The following is a 17,119-nucleotide window of genomic DNA, read 5'->3' on the forward strand; positions in this document are numbered from 1 at the left end:
GATACTCCGTAAGCATACAAAATCGAAAAGTGAATGAAATCACTTCGAGAATTAACCTACTTTTTACGCGGCGTGGTTTTAATTTGGTTAACAGCAAGAATTACAGGCTCAAAAATGGCTTTCACCCTCGAAGCGGATTTCCTCAGTCGTCCGGCCAGGCCCGCTTCCGAACCAGGGAAAAAGCCTCTGGAGACGGACCACAAAGGCGCCGACTTCAGAGAAAGCCTGTCGAAGTTCGACAGGGTGCCGCCTCGTGATGAGGAGCCGGAAAGTCTGAACCGGACTGAGGCAGGGCAGACATCTGTCTCGGCAATTCTCATAAATGTTGCGCAGAAGACACCCGAGCCGGATGCCTCGCCTGATGGGGAATTGCTCGACCTCTCCTTGAGTGCTGATATTACCTTGGCGACCCGCAGTTCCGCAAATGAACTGGCCCCGGGGCTCGCTTCTGCAGCTGACTTGACCTCGGAAATGACTGATGAGCTCGTCACGGACACCCGCACGGCCGACATGATCACGACTTCTTCGTCAAGCACTGCAGGCGAGACGCTCGCCACGCCTGTTTCTGAAAGAGCCTTGCCCGTTGCTGCTGAAATTCCCGCATCACCGGCTATGGCCTCACATGAAGTTTCTGACCCAGCGTTACAATCTAAAAGCGAATCACCATCACCTCCATCTGATGCAGCCAACGCTTCAAATCACACCGATACTGAGCCTGCCGTTCAGTCTGCCCCAATAGGCGTCGCAGCAAGCCTTGCCGCACACTCACCGACCCATACTGGATCGACGGATAAAGTCGAAAGCACGGGCACCATAGCCACACCTGCATCGCAATCGGCAGCGCAGGCGACCAGTGGAAATGCCTCCGACCACAAGCAATCGGATCGTGACCGGTTCATTAATGATGCTTCCCTGACCGATCCGGAACTTAAAGCTTCGACACCACAGCGAACTGATGCAGCATCATTCTCGGATATCGTGACGACCGATAAGCCTGCTGCATCTCAGGACATGAGCCTGGGCGCACCGCCTTTCCTGCTACAAAATCAAGCGCCGCAAACGGCGACCGCCCCTGTTCCAACCGGCTTCACACAAACGCATGCCTTGATAACAGCAACTCCAGCTGAGGTCGTCGATGTGATTTCCGATTCTCTGGCGTCGCCCGACGACCGCAAGAACCGTATCGTCGTTCAACTCGATCCGCCCGAACTGGGGCGCGTTTCCATCGACTACAAATTCGATTCCCAGGGCCTTCAACATGTGACCATCACGGGCGAATCCCCGGAAGCAATGCGGCAACTGCGCCTGATGCATTTTGAGCTGGTCAACGCTCTGGAAAAACAGGGATTGTCCGGCCAGAATATGTCCTTTCAACAACAGCAAGCCCAGCAGGATCCGGGTCAGCAAACTCCGCGTAACGGCCGGATTGATGCCGACATCGCCGGAAATCAGGAACTGAGTGCTCCTGTCCTGGTCGCAGCACAAACCTCTCGGCCCGGCTCGACGTCGAGCGGCGGCCTGAACATCAAGCTCTGAAAGACCCACCCATGACCACTGTAGCACCGGTAACAAACACAACCGCAGGCATCGCAACCGGGTCGGCGGAGCAGCCGGGAATCGGAGAAGAGTTCAACACCTTCCTGAAGCTCCTGACGGCTCAACTTCGTAATCAGGACCCGCTTGAACCACTTGATTCGACCCAGTTTGTCGAGCAGCTTGCGACATTCTCGTCGCTGGAGCAGAACGTGAAATCGAACTCAAGCCTCGATGTCATTGCCGCCAAGATGAGTGACCTCTATGCCATTGTTGCCAGTCAATGGCTGGGGCAAACAGTTACGGTGGAATCGACCTGGGTTCCGTTCTCCGAGCAGGCCATCAAGTTCACAGTCGACATTCCAGACGAAGTCGACCGCGCCGTCCTGACAGTCAAGGACGATACCGGAAAAGTGGTCTGGAACGAGACACTCGACGAGAGTAAGACAAACTTCAGCTGGAGTGGCAGCGTTCTGACTGGCGACGCGAAGGCACCCGAGGGGCTCTACCAGATGGGCATCGACCTGTATCGCGCTGACGAGTATGCCGGGACGATGGCTCCCAAGCTCGACCTGAACTGATAGGTCTTTACGCAGTCTGGTCTCTGTAAGTCACCACGAACATGCGTGTATGGACAGTCCGAGATAGGCTAGAGCTGCTGCTTGGCCATATCCACGATCAAGACGTTCTTGATGCCTTCGGGTACGATCTTTTGCAGATTCATGAGAACTGTCGCGCGAATGGATTCGTAATTTTCCAGGCTAGCAATCGCTTCAAGGGTACTGCCATCATTGCTGAGTTCAATCAGCGTCGTCATGATATTGTCGCGAATCTTGGGCTCCATGGCGAACAATTTCGAAGTTATTTTTGAATCGACTTCAAGATTGATGTTCAGGATCACCAGACTTTCAACCCGGCTTTCCCGCATAACCGGAATGACGAATTCACGCGTAAACTTGAAATAGTCAACCGAGCCCGAAGCCGGACTGCCATGACTATCCTTTGCAGCGTGGCTGTCTTTCTTTTCGGCTGGCTCTGATCCGTGCCCGCCTGCCTTTTCCGCCGCGTGAGATTTGTCTTTCGGTGTGCTGGTGTGATCTGAAGCGCCTGACGTCGCACCGGCCCCATTCTTGAGGAAGTTTCCGCCTATTCCGCCCACAATGATGCAGACAATGACGATAACGGCAGAAATAATGTTCTTCATGAGAGTTCCCTAGAACGGCACGACTTTATCGAGCAGCCGCGGCACCAGCTTGCGACCGCCGGACCCTGTCGTGTCGCCTTCATTAACATATGACATGCGAGCGTCAGCGATCTTTTCATACGAAACGGTGTTGGTTCGGGTAATGTCCTGAGCGCGTATGACGCCTGCGACACTCAGGTACCGGACCTCATGTCCAACGCGCGTTTGTTGATACCCTTGAATGACGAGATTACCGTTGGGCTCGAGACCGACGACACGCGCCGCCAGCGTGAAGGCAATCTTCTCAGCGCGATTCACGGCTCCACTGCCATTCAGATTCGAATTTCGGTTGAAGTCGATTGCCGGTGACACGCTCGCTGCGCCGGGCAAGGCGTTGTTGACCACGTCAGGCAGGCCGAACAAGGCATCGACACTGAAGTCTTCACTTGAATCCCTGCTGCGCGACAATGAGCTCTTCAGACTGGCCTGATCGTTCATCTCGACGACGACCGTCAACAGATCACCGACTTCCTTGGCGCGACGCATGCTCAGCAGCGCATTGGGTGAGGTCGCCCAGAGGGAAGGGTTCGGATCCGTATCCGTGGCCAACTCGCTTACCGGCACGGTCCATTGCGTATAGCCAGCGTGCTCCACGGGGGAGCCGGAATGATGCGAACTGGTACAGGCCGTGAGGGCTGTTGCGAGAACGGTTGTTGAGAGTAGCTTTTTCATTGCGCTAAAACCCATCCTTCTTCCTGGACGATTCCCTGTACCAATTGTCGCGAATCCTGATTGAGCACGGTCACTGTTTCATTTGCGCCGGCTTCGCCCATGGCACGGCCAATTGTTGTAATTTCCAACGGGCCTTTCACGTATCTGATCGACACGACCTGGTTACGCTTCACGAGCATTGGCGATCTCGTATTGTCCGCCGTGATCGCTTGTCCGACATAGATCGTGCGGCGCACCTCCCGGCCCAACAAGGGGTCATTGATGTCCGCAGATGCTTCCCCTTCGGTGACGGCGTTGGCGGCGGACACACGGTCGCCTGCGCGAATGACCTCGGCTGCGACAAGTGACGACGCGTCTGTAACCATTGCCAAAGCGCCTAGTCCAAGTGCGATGAGCGAGATCATGGCGCTACCTCAAACGGGTCGTGGCAGCGAGCATCTCGTCTGACGCCGTGATCACTTTGGAATTCAGCTCGTAGCCTCGTTGCGCTTCGATGAGATCGGAAATTTCCTTTACGACATCCACACCGGATTCTTCGAGGAATCCTTGTCGAATGAATCCCGACCCTTCCGTACCGGCTACCACTTGGGCAGGAGTTCCAGATGCAGCCGTTTCACGAAAGAGGTTGTCACCAAGCGCTTCGAGGCCTTTCTCGTTGACGAAACGAACGAGCTGAAGCGCTCCGATTGCCTGCCCCGCGGCCTGATCGTCGAAGTAGGCCACGACTTCACCATCCCGGCTGACCGATATACTCCGCGCATCGGCAGGGATCGCGATACCATCGGCTAGCGGATACCCATCCATTGTTACCATTTCGCCATCGACACTGCGGTTGAACTTTCCATCCCGCGTGTAGGCGGAATCACCGGACGGAAGCGTCACTTCGAAAAATCCAGCGCCATCGACTGCAAGGTCGAGTTCCGACCCTGTTTCCCGAAGCGATCCCTGGGTGATTTCCATGGAGACCGTTGATGGCCGTACGCCCGTACCGATCTGTATGCCCGCCGGCACGGTTGTGCCGACTTGAGAGGTAATCGTGCCAGGCGTCAGGTATTGCTGGTACATCAGGTCAGAAAATTCCGCGACCCTGGGCCGGTAGGCGGCCGTACTCATGTTGGCAATGTTGTTCGAGATGACATCAACGCGCAGTTGCTGCGCGGCCATACCGGTCGCTGCGATCTGTAGTGACTTCATGCTCTTCTCCTTTGTTCAGTAATCACGATTATCGCTCGCGTATGGTCGAGATGACTTGTCCGATTCGTTGGTCTTCGCGTTCCAGTATCGTCTGGCCTGCTTCATAGGCACGCTGCACTTCAATCATACGCGCGACTTCGAGTACCGGTGAGACGTTCGATTGCTCGAGGGCGCCCTGGACCACGCTGAAGTCGGTCGCATTTCCATAGCCGCCAGGCGCGGAAAAATAGGTATTGGAATCGCGCATCAACTCACCGTCGGGAAGGACGACACCGATCTGTTCAATCAATTCACCATCAGCCGAAATTGTGCCGTCGGCGGAAATCGTTACCTGGGTTGCTTCGGGTGGAATCTGTATGGGACCACCGCCGACGCCAAGCACACTGTTACCGATCATGTCGACCAGTGTGCCATCCGCTGAAAGCTGGAAATGCCCTGCCCGTGTCAGGCGGGGGCCTTGCGGTGTCTCGATCGAGAAAAACCCGTTACCCTGGACGGCGACGTCAAACTGGCCGCCGGTCGCTTTGAGGCCGCCCTGTTCCATTTCAAAGGCATGGCCAGCCAGACTGCCCATTGAAAGCGACGTATTGCCTGAATCGGAGCCTACGAGGAATTCAGCAAATATCGCCCGGTCAGTCTTGTAACCGGTCGTACTCGAGTTTGCGAGATTGTTGGAGACGACCTGCATTTCCTGCATCAGGCCGTGCTGGCGGGCTAGGGTGGCGTAAATGGCGTTGGACATTAGTTGCTCCCTCTGGAGGCAGGTGCGGACGCAATGGACGCCGCACCAAGCGTTTCCCGGATGCGCGCCATCGTCATCGGCGCTCTCGGTAGCGGCTTGCTGAGGGCCGCGCTTTTCAGGCTTTCGACTCGCGCAACGCGGCGCAAATGCTCCGTGCCCGTTAGTTGACTGGCGGTTGCATATACATGATCGGAAACAATCCAGTAGCCTGACAAGGCGTCTTGCTCGATCAGCGCGAGGGTCACTTCTGGTTTCAATGGCAACCGGCTTTCAAACTTGGCAAGTAAAGGCTTGTCTTGCTCTGCAATTGCACTTTTTGCGGCCAGCAGAGTAATGGCATCATCGCCCGGACTTTGATCGGCCAAAGCATAAACTGACGTGTAGTCGCGACGGAGGAACGCAAGAGCCGCGACTTGAAGCGTCGCATTTTCCTTGGTTTCAGATTTGCCAGCAAGCGTGCTCGCAATTGATCCAAAGCCAAAATGAATAGCCTGCTCCGTAGCTGTTCTGATCAGTTGATCCTTAGATGGATGGTCGTCGAGCAGTCCTGATTCACTCGCCAATGCACTGATGGCAGCGAGGTTGCGAAGAGGATCTTCACTGCTCAAATCACGTTGCAGGCTAGCGACCAGTTGCCGCTTCACTTCCGCTTGCGCGGCCGGGTTTTGAAGCGCCGGCATCCTGGCCAGTTCCATAATGGGCTGGTACTTGGAACGCGCGCTCAACTCCTCAAGAGCAAATTGGAGGCTGGCGGCCAGTTGCCGGTCGCCATCCTCCTGGCCGAACTTCTGCATCAGATCGGTAAGGAGTATCTCCTGGTAAGCCGGGTCCAGCGGGCGCTTGCGCCTCAGCATGGCGGCAAGCGCCTGTTCCTGGAATTGCGGATGCGACAGAAACCCGACGATAGTGCGCTCGGCACCGGAATCCCCACTGTCAAGCTTGACCAGTGCGTCCACAAAGCGAAGCTGTGGAGAGTTGCTTATATCGACTTCGTTGAAGTCAGCCAACAGCTTGCGAGCTAACGCTTTGTCGCCGTGCCGCTCAAGTTCCGGGATTGCGAGCGCGGCATAGTCGATGCGCATTTGAAGCGGCAGCTTGCGAAATTCGGTCAGCGCGCTCTGGAGATTCTGGAACCCGTCCGTATCGCCTGAAACCATCTGAGCGAGGGCGTGCCAATGGCCTGCTTGAGAACGACAGGAAGCCATCTCGCGGAAGTACTCGATGTCCGGCCGTTGCCGGCTTTCCAGCAACTCGGCCAGTTTCCGGTAGGGCGTGGTTTCAGGGCCCTGTGTACGCTTGAGGACCATGAGGGCCTCTGAGTAAAGGCCGAGAGCAATGTGAGCCTTGGCAAGCTCACTACTCGTGACTGGAGTGACCGTGTGATCTGTCGCAGCGTCCTGGTTATCGCGAACTGCATAAAGTTCCTGATAACGGCTAAACTGCTGAAGGCCGGAAAAGTCGAGCGCATAAGATCCATTGCACATGCCCTCATGAGCAGTACCGACCTGCCGTTGTTCCGTAACCTGTTCACTTGGCATCATCGTGGCCATGCCATCGACATGCGGCTTGGCAGGCGCTGAGTCGCCTGGATTGGAGGGCGTCAGAAGACCTTCATTTATTGCGCCGCGGACGAACTGATCGAGATCGGACGAAAGCTCGGCGTTTCGGTCGGATTTGTCAGCCGCCGCTGAATTCGGCTCAGCCGCAAGCACCTGAGGGACCAGGCAGAGGCTGAGCAGCAGAATCCAGGGAAAACGAGTCATGCCGCCCGCTTGGCCTCCCGAATGGCTTGTTCCACTTCATCAAATGATGGCCGCACGCGCGAAGGCGCATGGCGCCGGGCAACTTCAACGCAGATGTTCACCGGATTCAGGTACAGGTTCGAGACGAGAATTTCGCCAATCATCGTATAAAACGCATGTTCCTCGGTGCGTATCCCCTTAACTTTGGTGGCAAATGGCCCAACGACTCCGTAAGCGAGAAATACGCCGAGAAAGGTGCCGACAAGCGCTCCACCAATCATGCCGCCTAGAATTTCCGGCGGCTTGTCAATGGAGGCCATCGTTTTGATCACACCCAGAACGGCAGCGACGATCCCCAGCGCGGGAAGGGCATCAGCCATGTTCTGAAGTGCGTGTGAGCCGTGAAGTTTATCTTCCTGGAGCTGCTCAAGTTGCTTTTGCAAGAGCTCCTCGACCTGGTGAACATTATCGAAATTCATGATCATCGACCGGATGGAATCGCAAATCAGTTCAATTGCGGAATGATCCTTGAGAATCTTGGGGTATTTGGTGAAAATACTGGATTCCTCGGGCGTCTCGATATGCGCTTCGAGCGCGACGGGGTTTTGCTTCATCAAGTTCAGGAGCTCATGCATCAGGCACAAAATGTCCTGATAATCAGTCTTCTTCCACTTGGCGCCCTTGAAGACGGCCACGATGTCACCACCGGTATGTTTAACCGTGCTCATATCATTGCCCGCAAGGAAAGCACCCACTGCGGCGCCACCGATCATCATCATTTCGAATGGCAGTGAATGGGTGATAATACCCATTTTGCCCCCGGCAAGCAGGTAGCCACCGAAGACCATTACCACTGTAATGACCAAGCCCAGTATAGCGTTCACTACGAAACTCCCTTAGCCCCGGCATGTCACCGGCAGCGATCTCACAACTCAACAATTTCCCGGGCAAAACTCTCTGAAATCGGTGTATGCAGCTTCACAGCCCGCTGCCGTTTCCAGACCCCCAACGCTCCCGTTCCGATATCCACGCTACCGTTCACTGTCTCCGCCGACAGAAACAACCGGCCAGCATCTGCTTTGGTCAGGGGAAGGACACGTCCGATCTCAAGCTGTGAGCATTCTCCGATCGTCAACGTCATACGATCAAGGACAGCGTCTAGTGCAATCGCGGATGCCCGCACGCTGTCGCTAAGTGATTTCGGGCTTTGCGAACACGCCTTCGCCTTACGCTCAGCCAGCTGGCGGACATAGGTGCGTGCATAGCGCTGCATATAGTCGACAAAGTAGAGCAGCTTGATATGCGAGGCTTGCCCGTCGAAGGTGAGCGTAAGCTCAACCTCCAGATAGCGGCTTGTCGCGTCCAGTGCACCGGCCGCACCTGAAGCCTCAACCTGCGGCGTGTGGCTCTTCGTTGTATTGTGGTCCGGCATTCCTGAAGCAAACTTCTGCCAAAGCGTAATCGTCGGCTGCTCGGACAAAAGCTTGAGAAACAGGGACGAGGCGCCCTCAAGCCCTGCAGCGTCCTGGTGCAAGCGGGTCGCGGCACATTGGATCGCGCAGCGCTCATCCAGGGCAATCGCGCACAGTCCTGGCGATACATCCGCAGCAAAAAACAAGGTAAACGGTTTCTCCAGAAGCGCACTTGCCGCCCGACCGCCGATAACTTTCCGGCATGAGACAATCGGCTGCGTTTCGGCGTCAAATGCGTTGCGCGCCCAGTCATCAGCCTTGGAGAGCAATTGCTCCCAAAACTCCTGCATCTGCAGAATCGACGGGGGAATTCCGGCCCCGGACTCTATCTTTTTTCGCAGAACCGCGGACACGAATCACCTTTGGTTGAAGTATTGTTAATCCCTTCCAAATGGTGTCTGACCCATTGAAAAAGCATTAACGCAACGACCAAATTTAAGCTTTGGCTAAGCAATGATCCTTCATGGCTGTCTGATAGATCAGTCTCATCAGAAAAGCCGGTGGGACTAATGGAAATTCAACAAGCAGCGATCGTTCAACCGATCATCATCAAGCGGCGACGCGTGGTGAAGGCGGACGGTCATCACGGTGGCGCCTGGAAGGTTGCGTATGCCGACTTTGTAACTGCAATGATGGCTTTCTTTCTCTTGATGTGGCTGCTCAACGCCACGACAGAAGAGCAGCGCAAGGGCCTCGCCGACTATTTCAGCCCGACAATTCCGATTTCCCGCATATCCGGTGGCGGATCAGACGGCCTCAACGGGTCGTCGATCATGACCGAGGAGACCTACGCCAAAGACGGCACTGGCGCATCAGACCGGCACCCGAGTTCAGCTTCGTTCGAGGGCAAATCCGAGATTGATGCCGCCAAGGAAAAGGCGATTTCGACCGAACTGGAAACACTGAAGCAATCCCTGACAGAAGAAGGCAGCAAGCTTTCAGAGCATATGCTTATCAAGATGTCGGCCGAAGGCATTGTTCTGGAAATCACGGATTCTCAAGACGCACCGCTGTTTCCTGTGGGACAGAGTGTTCCGTCCAATCTGCTGTCAGACATGCTGGCCCTTGTCGCCGACTCGTTCGCGACTTTCGAGAATGACATCAAGATCGTCGGTCACACGGACAGCCTCAGCTATCGCAACGGGGCGGGATACGACAACTGGAACCTGTCTTCGGACCGAGCCAATGCTGCACGCAAATTGCTGCTCAGCTCAAGTCTCGACCCGAATCGGATTCTCGAAGTATCTGGAAAAGCCGACACTGACCCACTTATGAAGGATGATCCGTCGGCAGCGCAAAACCGCAGGATATCAATAACAATACTGACTCGTTAAGACGAGTGGAGCAATGAGTTATCAGCTCATTAACCATCCTTACCTAGTTTCGGTTGCACTACCTTGCAGGAGCAACCGTAATGAGTATCTCGTCGTCCCTGAATGCAGGTGTCATGGGGTTGAATGTCAACGCCGCGCGCCTTTCCACCATTTCAGATAACATCGCAAACTCGTCAACCGCCGGCTACAAGCGCAGCCAGGTCGAATTCTCGAGCATGGTCTTGCAGCAACGCTCGTCCGCGTATGCCGCAGGCGGTGTTAGGGTCAACACATTCAAGGATATCGCCGCGACCGGGTCGCTGATCGACACTGGCAGCGCCACGGATATCGCTGTCGCAGGTCGCGGCCTGTTTCCGGTAACCAGCGAAAGCGGCCTGAGTGCAACCCCGTCTGACCGCGAAATGATGCTCCTGCCCACGGGTTCGTTCTATCCTGACCAAAACGGAAACCTGCGGACACAAAGCGGCCTGTTCCTTCTTGGTTGGCCTGCGAATTCGTCCGGTGACATCGGAAACGTCAGCCGCAACAGCGGCGTGAACCTGGAGCCTGTGAATATCGCGACGTCGCAATACACGGCGACGCCGACCTCGAGTATCGATCTGGGGATAAACTTGCCAGCTGATGCAACGATCGCAGGTTCTGCCACCGGATCGTACAATCTGCCGGTCGAGTACTTCGACAATCTCGGCCGCGCCAACTCACTGACATTCGAGTTCACTCCGACCGTTCCGGCGTCGGGCGCAAGCAACCAGTGGACTGTACAAATCTATGACAGTGCAGGCGACCCTGCCGTTTCGATCGGAACAGTGGACCTGGAATTCAGCGACGCTGCGGCATCGGGCGGGCGCATACTTGCATCCACGGCCAGCGCGGGTGCGACTTATGATCCGGCGACAGGCAATGTTTCGCTGACACTGCCACACGGTCCGGTCAGCGTATACATTGGCCGTCCCAATGACAGCGCTGGCGTCACCCAGCTTGCCGCACCGTTTTCGCCGACGGCTGTGACGAAAGATGGCGCGCCTATCGGTGACCTGAGCTCTGTTGAAATCGATGAAAACGGCTTCCTTCAGGCCGTCTATGGCACGGGTCTCCGTCGAACACTTTATCAGATTCCTGTGGGTGACGTTCCTAATATGAACGGTTTGCGCGCTATGGATTCCCAGGCGTTTGCTGTCTCGGCATCGAGTGGCAGCCTTTATCTCTGGGACGCGGGCGCAGGCCCGGTTGGCGGGATATCAGGTTACTCACTGATGGAGTCCACGACGGACATCGCGGCGGAACTTACTGACCTGATCGAAACTCAGCGGGCTTATTCATCGAACGCGAAAATCGTCCAGACAGTCGACGAGATGCTGCAGGAAACCACTAATCTCAAGCGTTGATTTCCAGAGACAGAAGGCATCAGCTTAAGTGTCACTATCCAGCGCCATCCATTCTGCCCGATCCGGCCTTCAGGTGACCAGCCTGAGGGCCGGTGTGGTTGCGACCAATGTCGCAAACGCATCGACGCCCGGCTATGTGCGGCGATCTGTTCTGCTCTCCGAGAACGTCGTTGCCGGGAGCACATCGGGCATTCGCACGGATGGCATCGCGCGGTCACAGAACGAAGCCATTACGGCAGAGCGAAGAAACCTGACCAGCGACCTGGCCCAGGCCGACGTCTTGTCCTCGACATGGCGTACCATTTCCTCCCGTGTCGGCGACACTGCTGACGGGAATGGTCTCTTCAAGACGTTCGCAAACTTCGAATCCGCCCTTTCCAATCTCGCGCTCACACCTGAATCCGGCGCTGATGCTTCGGTTGTATTGAATTCGGCAAACGCGATTGTTCAGGAATTTCACAGCCTGTCGCAGCTCGCCGTCAGCTTGCGTACGGAAGCTGACCGTGAAATTGCCCAAGGCCGCGATATCGTCAATTCCGCGCTCAAGACCATCGAGCAGCTGAACGGCAAGATATCGAGTATGGACCGCACTACCGGGGAGGCTGCAGCCCTGATTGATGAGCGCGGCCGGGTACTCGACACCATTTCAGAATACTTGTCTGTCAAGGCTGTGCCACGCAATTACGGCATGATCGACGTCGTCACGCCGGAGGGTGTGTTCCTTTTGGCCGGCACTGCCCGGCAGGTGGAGTTTGATGCGTCCTCAGCTTTCGGACCCGACCAGACAATCGGAAACGGTGCCCTGTCAGGACTTTCGGTCGACGGGATATCCCTGACCCCCGGCTCATCTTCCTATGGCGCCGTTTCCAGTGGACTGTTCGGCGCGCTCTTCACCTTGCGCGATCAGGACCTGCCCTCATTCAGCACACAGCTGGACACACTGGCCGAAGACCTCATTACGCGGCTTTCGGACGACGCGATCGATCCGACTAAGACGCCGGGCGATCCCGGCCTGTTCATTGATTCGGCCGGCACCGGAGCGCCCGGCCTGGCGGCGCGCATCGCGATCAATGCTGCGGTTGATCCGGCTCAAGGCGGCGCCACTTGGCGTTTGCGTGACGGACTGGGAGCAATTGCACAAGGACCAACCGGAGACTCCACAATTCTCAACGCCATGTTGGGATCCATCAAATCAGTCAATTCAATCAGCTCAAACGGCATCCAGGGCGCTTTCTCTTCCACCGAAATGGTGGCACAGTTTGCAACAATGTCGGGACAAAAGCGCGTACAGAACGAAACGGTCCTGTCTTCGATCTCGACACAGCACACGATGTTGCGTGATGCCGAGCAAGCGGAAAATGGCGTCGACGTTGATGTTCAAATGCAGGAACTCATTTTGATCGAACAGGCCTATGCCGCCAACGCCCGAGTCATAGAAATCGCCAGCCAGATGATCAACCGACTGATGGAGATCTGATATGCTGCGTATTCCGTCTTTCACGAACTTGCCGACATCTGGATTGAGCCATGAGACCGTTGCGCTTCGAGACCGGCTGACGACGACATCCACGGAAGCTGTCACCGGTCGCTATTCCGACCTTACGAAGCAACTATCCGGCCGTATCAGCCACGCCATGCTGGGCCAGAAAGCACTGGATGATCTGGCGGTGGAACGCACGCAACTTACCCTTCGCGGCAGCCGGCTGGTTATCACCCAGAGTAGCCTGGCAGTGATTCAAGATCGGACGAACGGCTTGTCGGCCCGCATGCAAGCGGCGATGGGCTCTGATGATCAAGGCTCCAAGGCATCCACAGCCCGGGATTCGCTTGCTGCCCTCGCAGAGACCTTCTCGGCGCTAAACACCCGATATGGTGATCGCTACCTGTTTGCCGGCGACGCAACTTCGACTCCGCCACTGGCAAGCGTCGAAGACCTGCTCTCGGACGTGCGCCTCATGGCAGCTACCGCGACCGACGCCACCGACTTTGCGGCGTCCATGGACACATACTTCAATACGCCCGGCGGGGGCTGGCGCCAGAACATTTATAGCGGAACCGAGACCTCCTCAGATCCCGATGCGGTATCTGGAACCGATCCAAGCCTGATTCAGATCGTATCAGGCCTTGCCGTGATGGCCCTGTCCGGGCCTGACGAAACGCTCGCGCTGTTTGATGGCAATAGCCCAGCTGTCTTTGCGGCCGCCGAAGCGCTTCAGTATGGACAAACTGCGTTGACCAATCGGCGTGCAGATGTTGGCATTTCGCAATCTCAGGTCGAGCGCCGGAAGGAAGCCCTCGACATCGAGGAAACAGTCCTGACCGCAACATTCAACGAAACCACTGCGCGTGATCAGTATGAAGCTGCATCGGAACTACGTGAGTTGGAAAGCAATCTCGAAGCCTCCTACCTGCTGACATCGCGGTTGGCGAACCTCAGCTTGATGAATTATTTAAGGTAATGCCATGAAGTGGTCCGTCAGACTTATTGCCCTTCTCTGCGCCGTTCTGATCAGCGTTCCTGCGCCCAGTCTGGCACAGCCTCGCATTCGAGATATCGTTGACGTCGAAGGGGTTCGAGAGAACGATCTCGTAGGATACGGTATTGTTGTCGGCCTGAACGGCACGGGCGACTCTGTCAAGAATTCGCCGTTCACAGAGGATTCCCTGTCCTACATGCTCGAACGGCTTGGCGTTAACGTGCAGGGTGAGGATATCAAACCCAAGAACGTCGCCGCCGTGCTTGTTACAGCGACTTTCCCCTCGTTTGCCCGCAATGGCTCCACAATCGATGTTACAGTGGCTTCGATCGGCGACGCCAAGAGTCTTGAGGGCGGGACACTGATCCTCACCCCGATGAAAGGCGCCGACAATGAAATTTATGCGGTCGCTCAGGGTAGCATCGTCGTAAGCGGAATAGATGTACAGGCAGCAGGTGCCAGCGTTTCGCGCGGCTCACCTACCACTGGCGGGGTGCCAAACGGCGCCCGTATCGAACGCGAGATCAATTACGCCTTCAATCAGCGAGAGTCCGTCACACTAGCCTTGCGCAATCCCGACTTCACGACCGCAGCACGCATTGAAGACACCATCAATAGCGCGGTCGGTGCAAATATCGCGTCCATGCGTGACTCAGGCACGGTCGATCTTGATCTGCAAACCATATCGGATTCACCTGCGCGGGTGCTTGCTAGTATTGAAAACCTGCTTGTCACAGTCGCGACCCCCGCGCGCATCGTGATTGATGAAAAGTCCGGAACGATCGTGCTGGGCGAAGATGTCACAATCTCGAAGGTCGCCATTGCGCAGGGTAACATCTCGATCAAAATCGTCGAGTCTCCCATCGTGTCCCAGCCGAACCCCTTCTCATCGGGAGAAACGGTCACCCTCCCCCGTTCGCAGATCACAATCGGCCAGACGGGCAGCGGAAACATTGCGGTGATGGAACCCAATGTGTCGCTTTCCCAGTTGATTGCGGGTTTGAACGCCCTCGGTGTGTCGCCGCAGGAAATGGCCGATATCATTCGTGCGATGAAGGCTGCCGGCGCCATCCACGCCGAGCTCGTTGTGCGCTAGTCCACACTCTCTTTAGCGTCCCTGGCGACCGAACTATTCTTCTTCAGGCTTGACGAGTTCGATAACACCCCGGCGCTTCAGTGACATCAGCGAAGACAGGAAGTCCCGCTGGACAGCTTCTGCCTGTGCCGGTGTGAGGTCCTTTGCATCGGTTAACTCGTCCCGGAGTTTGTCTGCCAGGCGTGCCGAAATGTTGCCCAAAAGGAATTCGGACACCTCGGCATAATTACCCCTGAGGCTGACGAGCAGCTTGACCGTCGTCTCCTCGTCCATTTCGCGGAAGGCAACCGGTACGGCCGTTATGGGCAGTATCGTCGGCAGGCCTTCCATCGTGAACATCGATTGCTGGATCAACTTCAACTTGTCTTCATGCTTCGACTCGAGGAATCTCACGAGCGAGTCACGTTTCTCCGCAGGAATCAGGCTGAGCAGCTCGCCAATTTCAGATAAATGCTCATTGTTTTCTTCGAACCCGACTTGTTCCGCATTCAGGAATTCCATTTCAATCATCCGGGCGAGCACCAGATCTATTCCCGGATCATGCGTGTGACCTTCAACCATGAACCCCATCGTCGCATCCAGCTTATCGCCGTTCATGTGCCCGAGCACCTCGGACGCGATCGAGACGTCAAGCCTGCGCAGAATAAGCGCGATAATGTTCGGAGTCAGGCCATCAAGATAGTGCGCTATCTGCTTGGGTTCCTTCTTTGCCAGGCGCACCCAAGGGCTTTCTGTAGAGGCTTCTGGGGCCGTTTCCGAAGAAGCGCCAGTCGATTCCTCTCCCATGACTGCCGCCAGACGCTCTGCATCCAGAAGGCCTGAGAGCACTTCGCGGGCCTTCTCGCGGCCACCCCGCATTGCACCGTTCGATTTGCGAAGATGGGTCAGGAAATCGACAATGATGCCTACCATTTCATCACGCGCAATGAAGGAAATATCCTGCAATGCTGCGGCCACTTTCGTCAAGGCAGCATCGTCCAGCTTCTCGACAATGGGCTTTGCAGCACTCTCACCAAGCAAGGCAATGATGACCGCCACGCGCTGTGATGGCGTGATCGTCGAACCCTTTGCGGTGGGGCGCGTCTGCGCTGATCCCAGTGGGACAATTCTGGCTGCTGCCAGATCGGGTTTGGGCTGCGCGTTCATCCCGAGTATCCTCTCAACACCGCTTCAGTGATCTTTAGCCAACCATCTGCCAAAATGAAGAACCCAAGCTTAAAGGGCAAGGAAACGACTGTCGGGGGCACCATCATCATACCAACGGCCATAAGCACAGATGCAACGACCAGATCGATCACCATGAATGGCAGGAAGATCACAAAGCCGATCTGAAATGCGTGCTTGATTTCCGAGAGCATGAATGCGGTTGCGAGAAGCGAGAAAGGCGGCGCCTCCCCTTCCGGCACAGGCCTGTTAACGGCATCGCCGAGGACCGCAATCGTGTCGGGCTCGACGCGGCGCATCATGAATTCACGGAAGGGGTCCGTGGTCTGAACCCAAGCCTGCTCTTCGCTCGATATCCCGTCCATGTATGGCGAAATACCGGTCTCCCAGGCCGTCATGAAGACAGGTTCCATAATGAAGAAAGTGAGAAACATGGCCAACGCCATGATCATCATGTTTGGGGGCGCCTGGGGCACCCCGATCGCTTGCCGCATGAAAGAGAACACAATAACCATGAATGGCAGACACGTCACCATCATGGCGATGGCGGGCACCAGGCTCAACACGGATACCAGCAAGAAGAGCTGAATTGTAGAACGGCTTAAGCCCCCGCTCGCCCCGTCCAGAACGCTGTTTAGGCCCTGGGCCGCCTCAGGCGGCACACCTTGAGCGTATGCCGCAGATGCCGCACACGCGCCAGCCAGAATCAGGATCGTCAGAACACGGGCTGTGCCGCCAAGCCTAGCCAAGGGCATCGCTGGCCTGCTCTGCAATTTCGGTGATTTTTACACCGAGTGTCCCATCTTCGGTTTCTACGAGTTCGCCCCGCGCAATGATCTTGTTATCGATAGCGAGGTCCACCGGATCGTCAATGCGGGACGTCAAGGGCACGATGGATTCCGGTCGCAGCTCCAGTATTTCCGAAACGCTGAGCCGCGCCTGGCCAATGGAAACGGTAACGGTGACAGGCACGTTGAATATGGACCGCCGGTACTTGTTCGAGTTCGAAGACTCGCGGCGATCATCTTCGGCGGTCGGCTGAACAGCTTCTTCAGGGTTGGCCAT

At 56.1% G+C, this 17,119-nt stretch carries 18 protein-coding genes; 7 read left to right on the forward strand and 11 right to left on the reverse strand.

Annotated elements, in window-relative coordinates:
• Positions 1 to 33 precede the first annotated feature (33 nt).
• Positions 34 to 1,536, forward strand: a complete 1,503-nt coding sequence (locus tag VR74_RS19835) for a flagellar hook-length control protein FliK (protein WP_299951494.1) — start codon at positions 34 to 36, stop codon at positions 1,534 to 1,536.
• Between the two features lie 11 nt (positions 1,537 to 1,547).
• On the forward strand, positions 1,548 to 2,114 hold the full coding sequence (locus VR74_RS19840; RefSeq protein WP_299951497.1) for a flagellar hook capping FlgD N-terminal domain-containing protein: 567 nt from the start codon (positions 1,548 to 1,550) through the stop codon (positions 2,112 to 2,114).
• A gap of 68 nt (positions 2,115 to 2,182) precedes the next feature.
• Here VR74_RS19840 and VR74_RS19845 read toward each other — a convergent pair whose 3' ends face one another.
• Genes VR74_RS19845 through VR74_RS19880 form a run of 8 tightly spaced genes read right to left on the reverse strand, consistent with a single transcriptional unit; the run spans position 2,183 to position 8,951 of the window.
• Positions 2,183 to 2,737, reverse strand: coding sequence for a flagellar basal body-associated FliL family protein (locus VR74_RS19845; RefSeq protein ID WP_045699788.1), 555 nt, complete (start codon positions 2,735 to 2,737; stop codon positions 2,183 to 2,185).
• 9 nt (positions 2,738 to 2,746) lie between these two features.
• Positions 2,747 to 3,448, reverse strand: a complete 702-nt coding sequence (locus tag VR74_RS19850; RefSeq protein WP_045699790.1) for a flagellar basal body L-ring protein FlgH — start codon at positions 3,446 to 3,448, stop codon at positions 2,747 to 2,749.
• Positions 3,445 to 3,852 (reverse strand): flagellar basal body P-ring formation chaperone FlgA, encoded by a 408-nt coding sequence (gene flgA, locus VR74_RS19855; protein WP_045699792.1) that lies wholly within the window; start codon positions 3,850 to 3,852, stop codon positions 3,445 to 3,447. Before flgA ends, VR74_RS19850 begins: the two co-directional genes overlap by 4 nt.
• 4 nt (positions 3,853 to 3,856) lie before the next feature.
• Positions 3,857 to 4,642, reverse strand: a complete 786-nt coding sequence (flgG, locus tag VR74_RS19860) for a flagellar basal-body rod protein FlgG (protein ID WP_045699794.1) — start codon at positions 4,640 to 4,642, stop codon at positions 3,857 to 3,859.
• Between the two features lie 28 nt (positions 4,643 to 4,670).
• Complete coding sequence (locus VR74_RS19865) at positions 4,671 to 5,384, reverse strand: flagellar hook-basal body complex protein (RefSeq protein ID WP_045699796.1); 714 nt, start codon at positions 5,382 to 5,384, stop codon at positions 4,671 to 4,673.
• Positions 5,384 to 7,147 carry a hypothetical protein gene (locus VR74_RS19870; protein ID WP_045699798.1) on the reverse strand — a complete coding sequence of 588 codons (1,764 nt, stop codon included), beginning with the start codon at positions 7,145 to 7,147 and terminating at the stop codon, positions 5,384 to 5,386. Before VR74_RS19870 ends, VR74_RS19865 begins: the two co-directional genes overlap by 1 nt.
• Positions 7,144 to 8,010 (reverse strand): flagellar motor stator protein MotA, encoded by an 867-nt coding sequence (gene motA / locus VR74_RS19875; RefSeq protein ID WP_299951500.1) that lies wholly within the window; start codon positions 8,008 to 8,010, stop codon positions 7,144 to 7,146. The genes VR74_RS19870 and motA overlap by 4 nt, the downstream gene beginning before the upstream one ends.
• A gap of 41 nt (positions 8,011 to 8,051) precedes the next feature.
• On the reverse strand, positions 8,052 to 8,951 hold the full coding sequence (locus VR74_RS19880) for a FliM/FliN family flagellar motor C-terminal domain-containing protein (protein ID WP_299951503.1): 900 nt from the start codon (positions 8,949 to 8,951) through the stop codon (positions 8,052 to 8,054).
• A gap of 156 nt (positions 8,952 to 9,107) precedes the next feature.
• Here VR74_RS19880 and VR74_RS19885 point away from each other — a divergent pair, with 156 nt between their 5' ends.
• The 5 genes from VR74_RS19885 (at position 9,108) to VR74_RS19905 (ending at position 14,890) form a co-directional block, all read left to right on the forward strand.
• The gene (locus VR74_RS19885; protein ID WP_045699804.1) at positions 9,108 to 9,932 is read left to right on the forward strand and encodes a flagellar motor protein MotB; all 825 of its coding nucleotides are present in this window, start codon (positions 9,108 to 9,110) and stop codon (positions 9,930 to 9,932) included.
• Positions 9,933 to 10,012: 80 nt separating this feature from the next.
• Positions 10,013 to 11,317 (forward strand): flagellar hook-basal body complex protein, encoded by a 1,305-nt coding sequence (locus VR74_RS19890; RefSeq protein ID WP_045699806.1) that lies wholly within the window; start codon positions 10,013 to 10,015, stop codon positions 11,315 to 11,317.
• A 28-nt stretch (positions 11,318 to 11,345) separates the two neighbouring features.
• Positions 11,346 to 12,794 (forward strand): flagellar hook-associated protein FlgK, encoded by a 1,449-nt coding sequence (flgK, locus tag VR74_RS19895; RefSeq protein WP_045699808.1) that lies wholly within the window; start codon positions 11,346 to 11,348, stop codon positions 12,792 to 12,794.
• 1 nt (position 12,795) lies between these two features.
• Positions 12,796 to 13,776 (forward strand): flagellin, encoded by a 981-nt coding sequence (locus VR74_RS19900; protein WP_045699810.1) that lies wholly within the window; start codon positions 12,796 to 12,798, stop codon positions 13,774 to 13,776.
• 4 nt (positions 13,777 to 13,780) lie between these two features.
• Entirely contained in the window at positions 13,781 to 14,890 is a 1,110-nt protein-coding gene (locus VR74_RS19905; RefSeq protein WP_045699811.1) for a flagellar basal body P-ring protein FlgI, read from the forward strand.
• 33 nt (positions 14,891 to 14,923) lie between these two features.
• Here the strand turns inward: VR74_RS19905 and VR74_RS19910 are convergent, their stop codons facing one another.
• The 3 genes from VR74_RS19910 to VR74_RS19920 are packed head-to-tail and all read right to left on the reverse strand — an operon-like array spanning position 14,924 to position 17,119.
• A complete protein-coding gene (locus tag VR74_RS19910; protein WP_045699813.1) occupies positions 14,924 to 16,036 on the reverse strand; it encodes a FliG C-terminal domain-containing protein in 1,113 nt (370 codons plus the stop codon).
• Entirely contained in the window at positions 16,033 to 16,803 is a 771-nt protein-coding gene (locus tag VR74_RS19915) for a flagellar type III secretion system pore protein FliP (RefSeq protein ID WP_299951506.1), read from the reverse strand. The genes VR74_RS19910 and VR74_RS19915 overlap by 4 nt, the downstream gene beginning before the upstream one ends.
• Positions 16,796 to 17,119, reverse strand: coding sequence for a FliM/FliN family flagellar motor switch protein (locus tag VR74_RS19920; RefSeq protein ID WP_299951509.1), 324 nt, complete (start codon positions 17,117 to 17,119; stop codon positions 16,796 to 16,798). Before VR74_RS19920 ends, VR74_RS19915 begins: the two co-directional genes overlap by 8 nt.

The sequence above is a fragment of the Hyphomonas sp. BRH_c22 genome (assembly GCF_000961795.1).
In the GTDB taxonomy this organism is placed as follows: Bacteria; Pseudomonadota; Alphaproteobacteria; order Caulobacterales; family Hyphomonadaceae; genus Hyphomonas.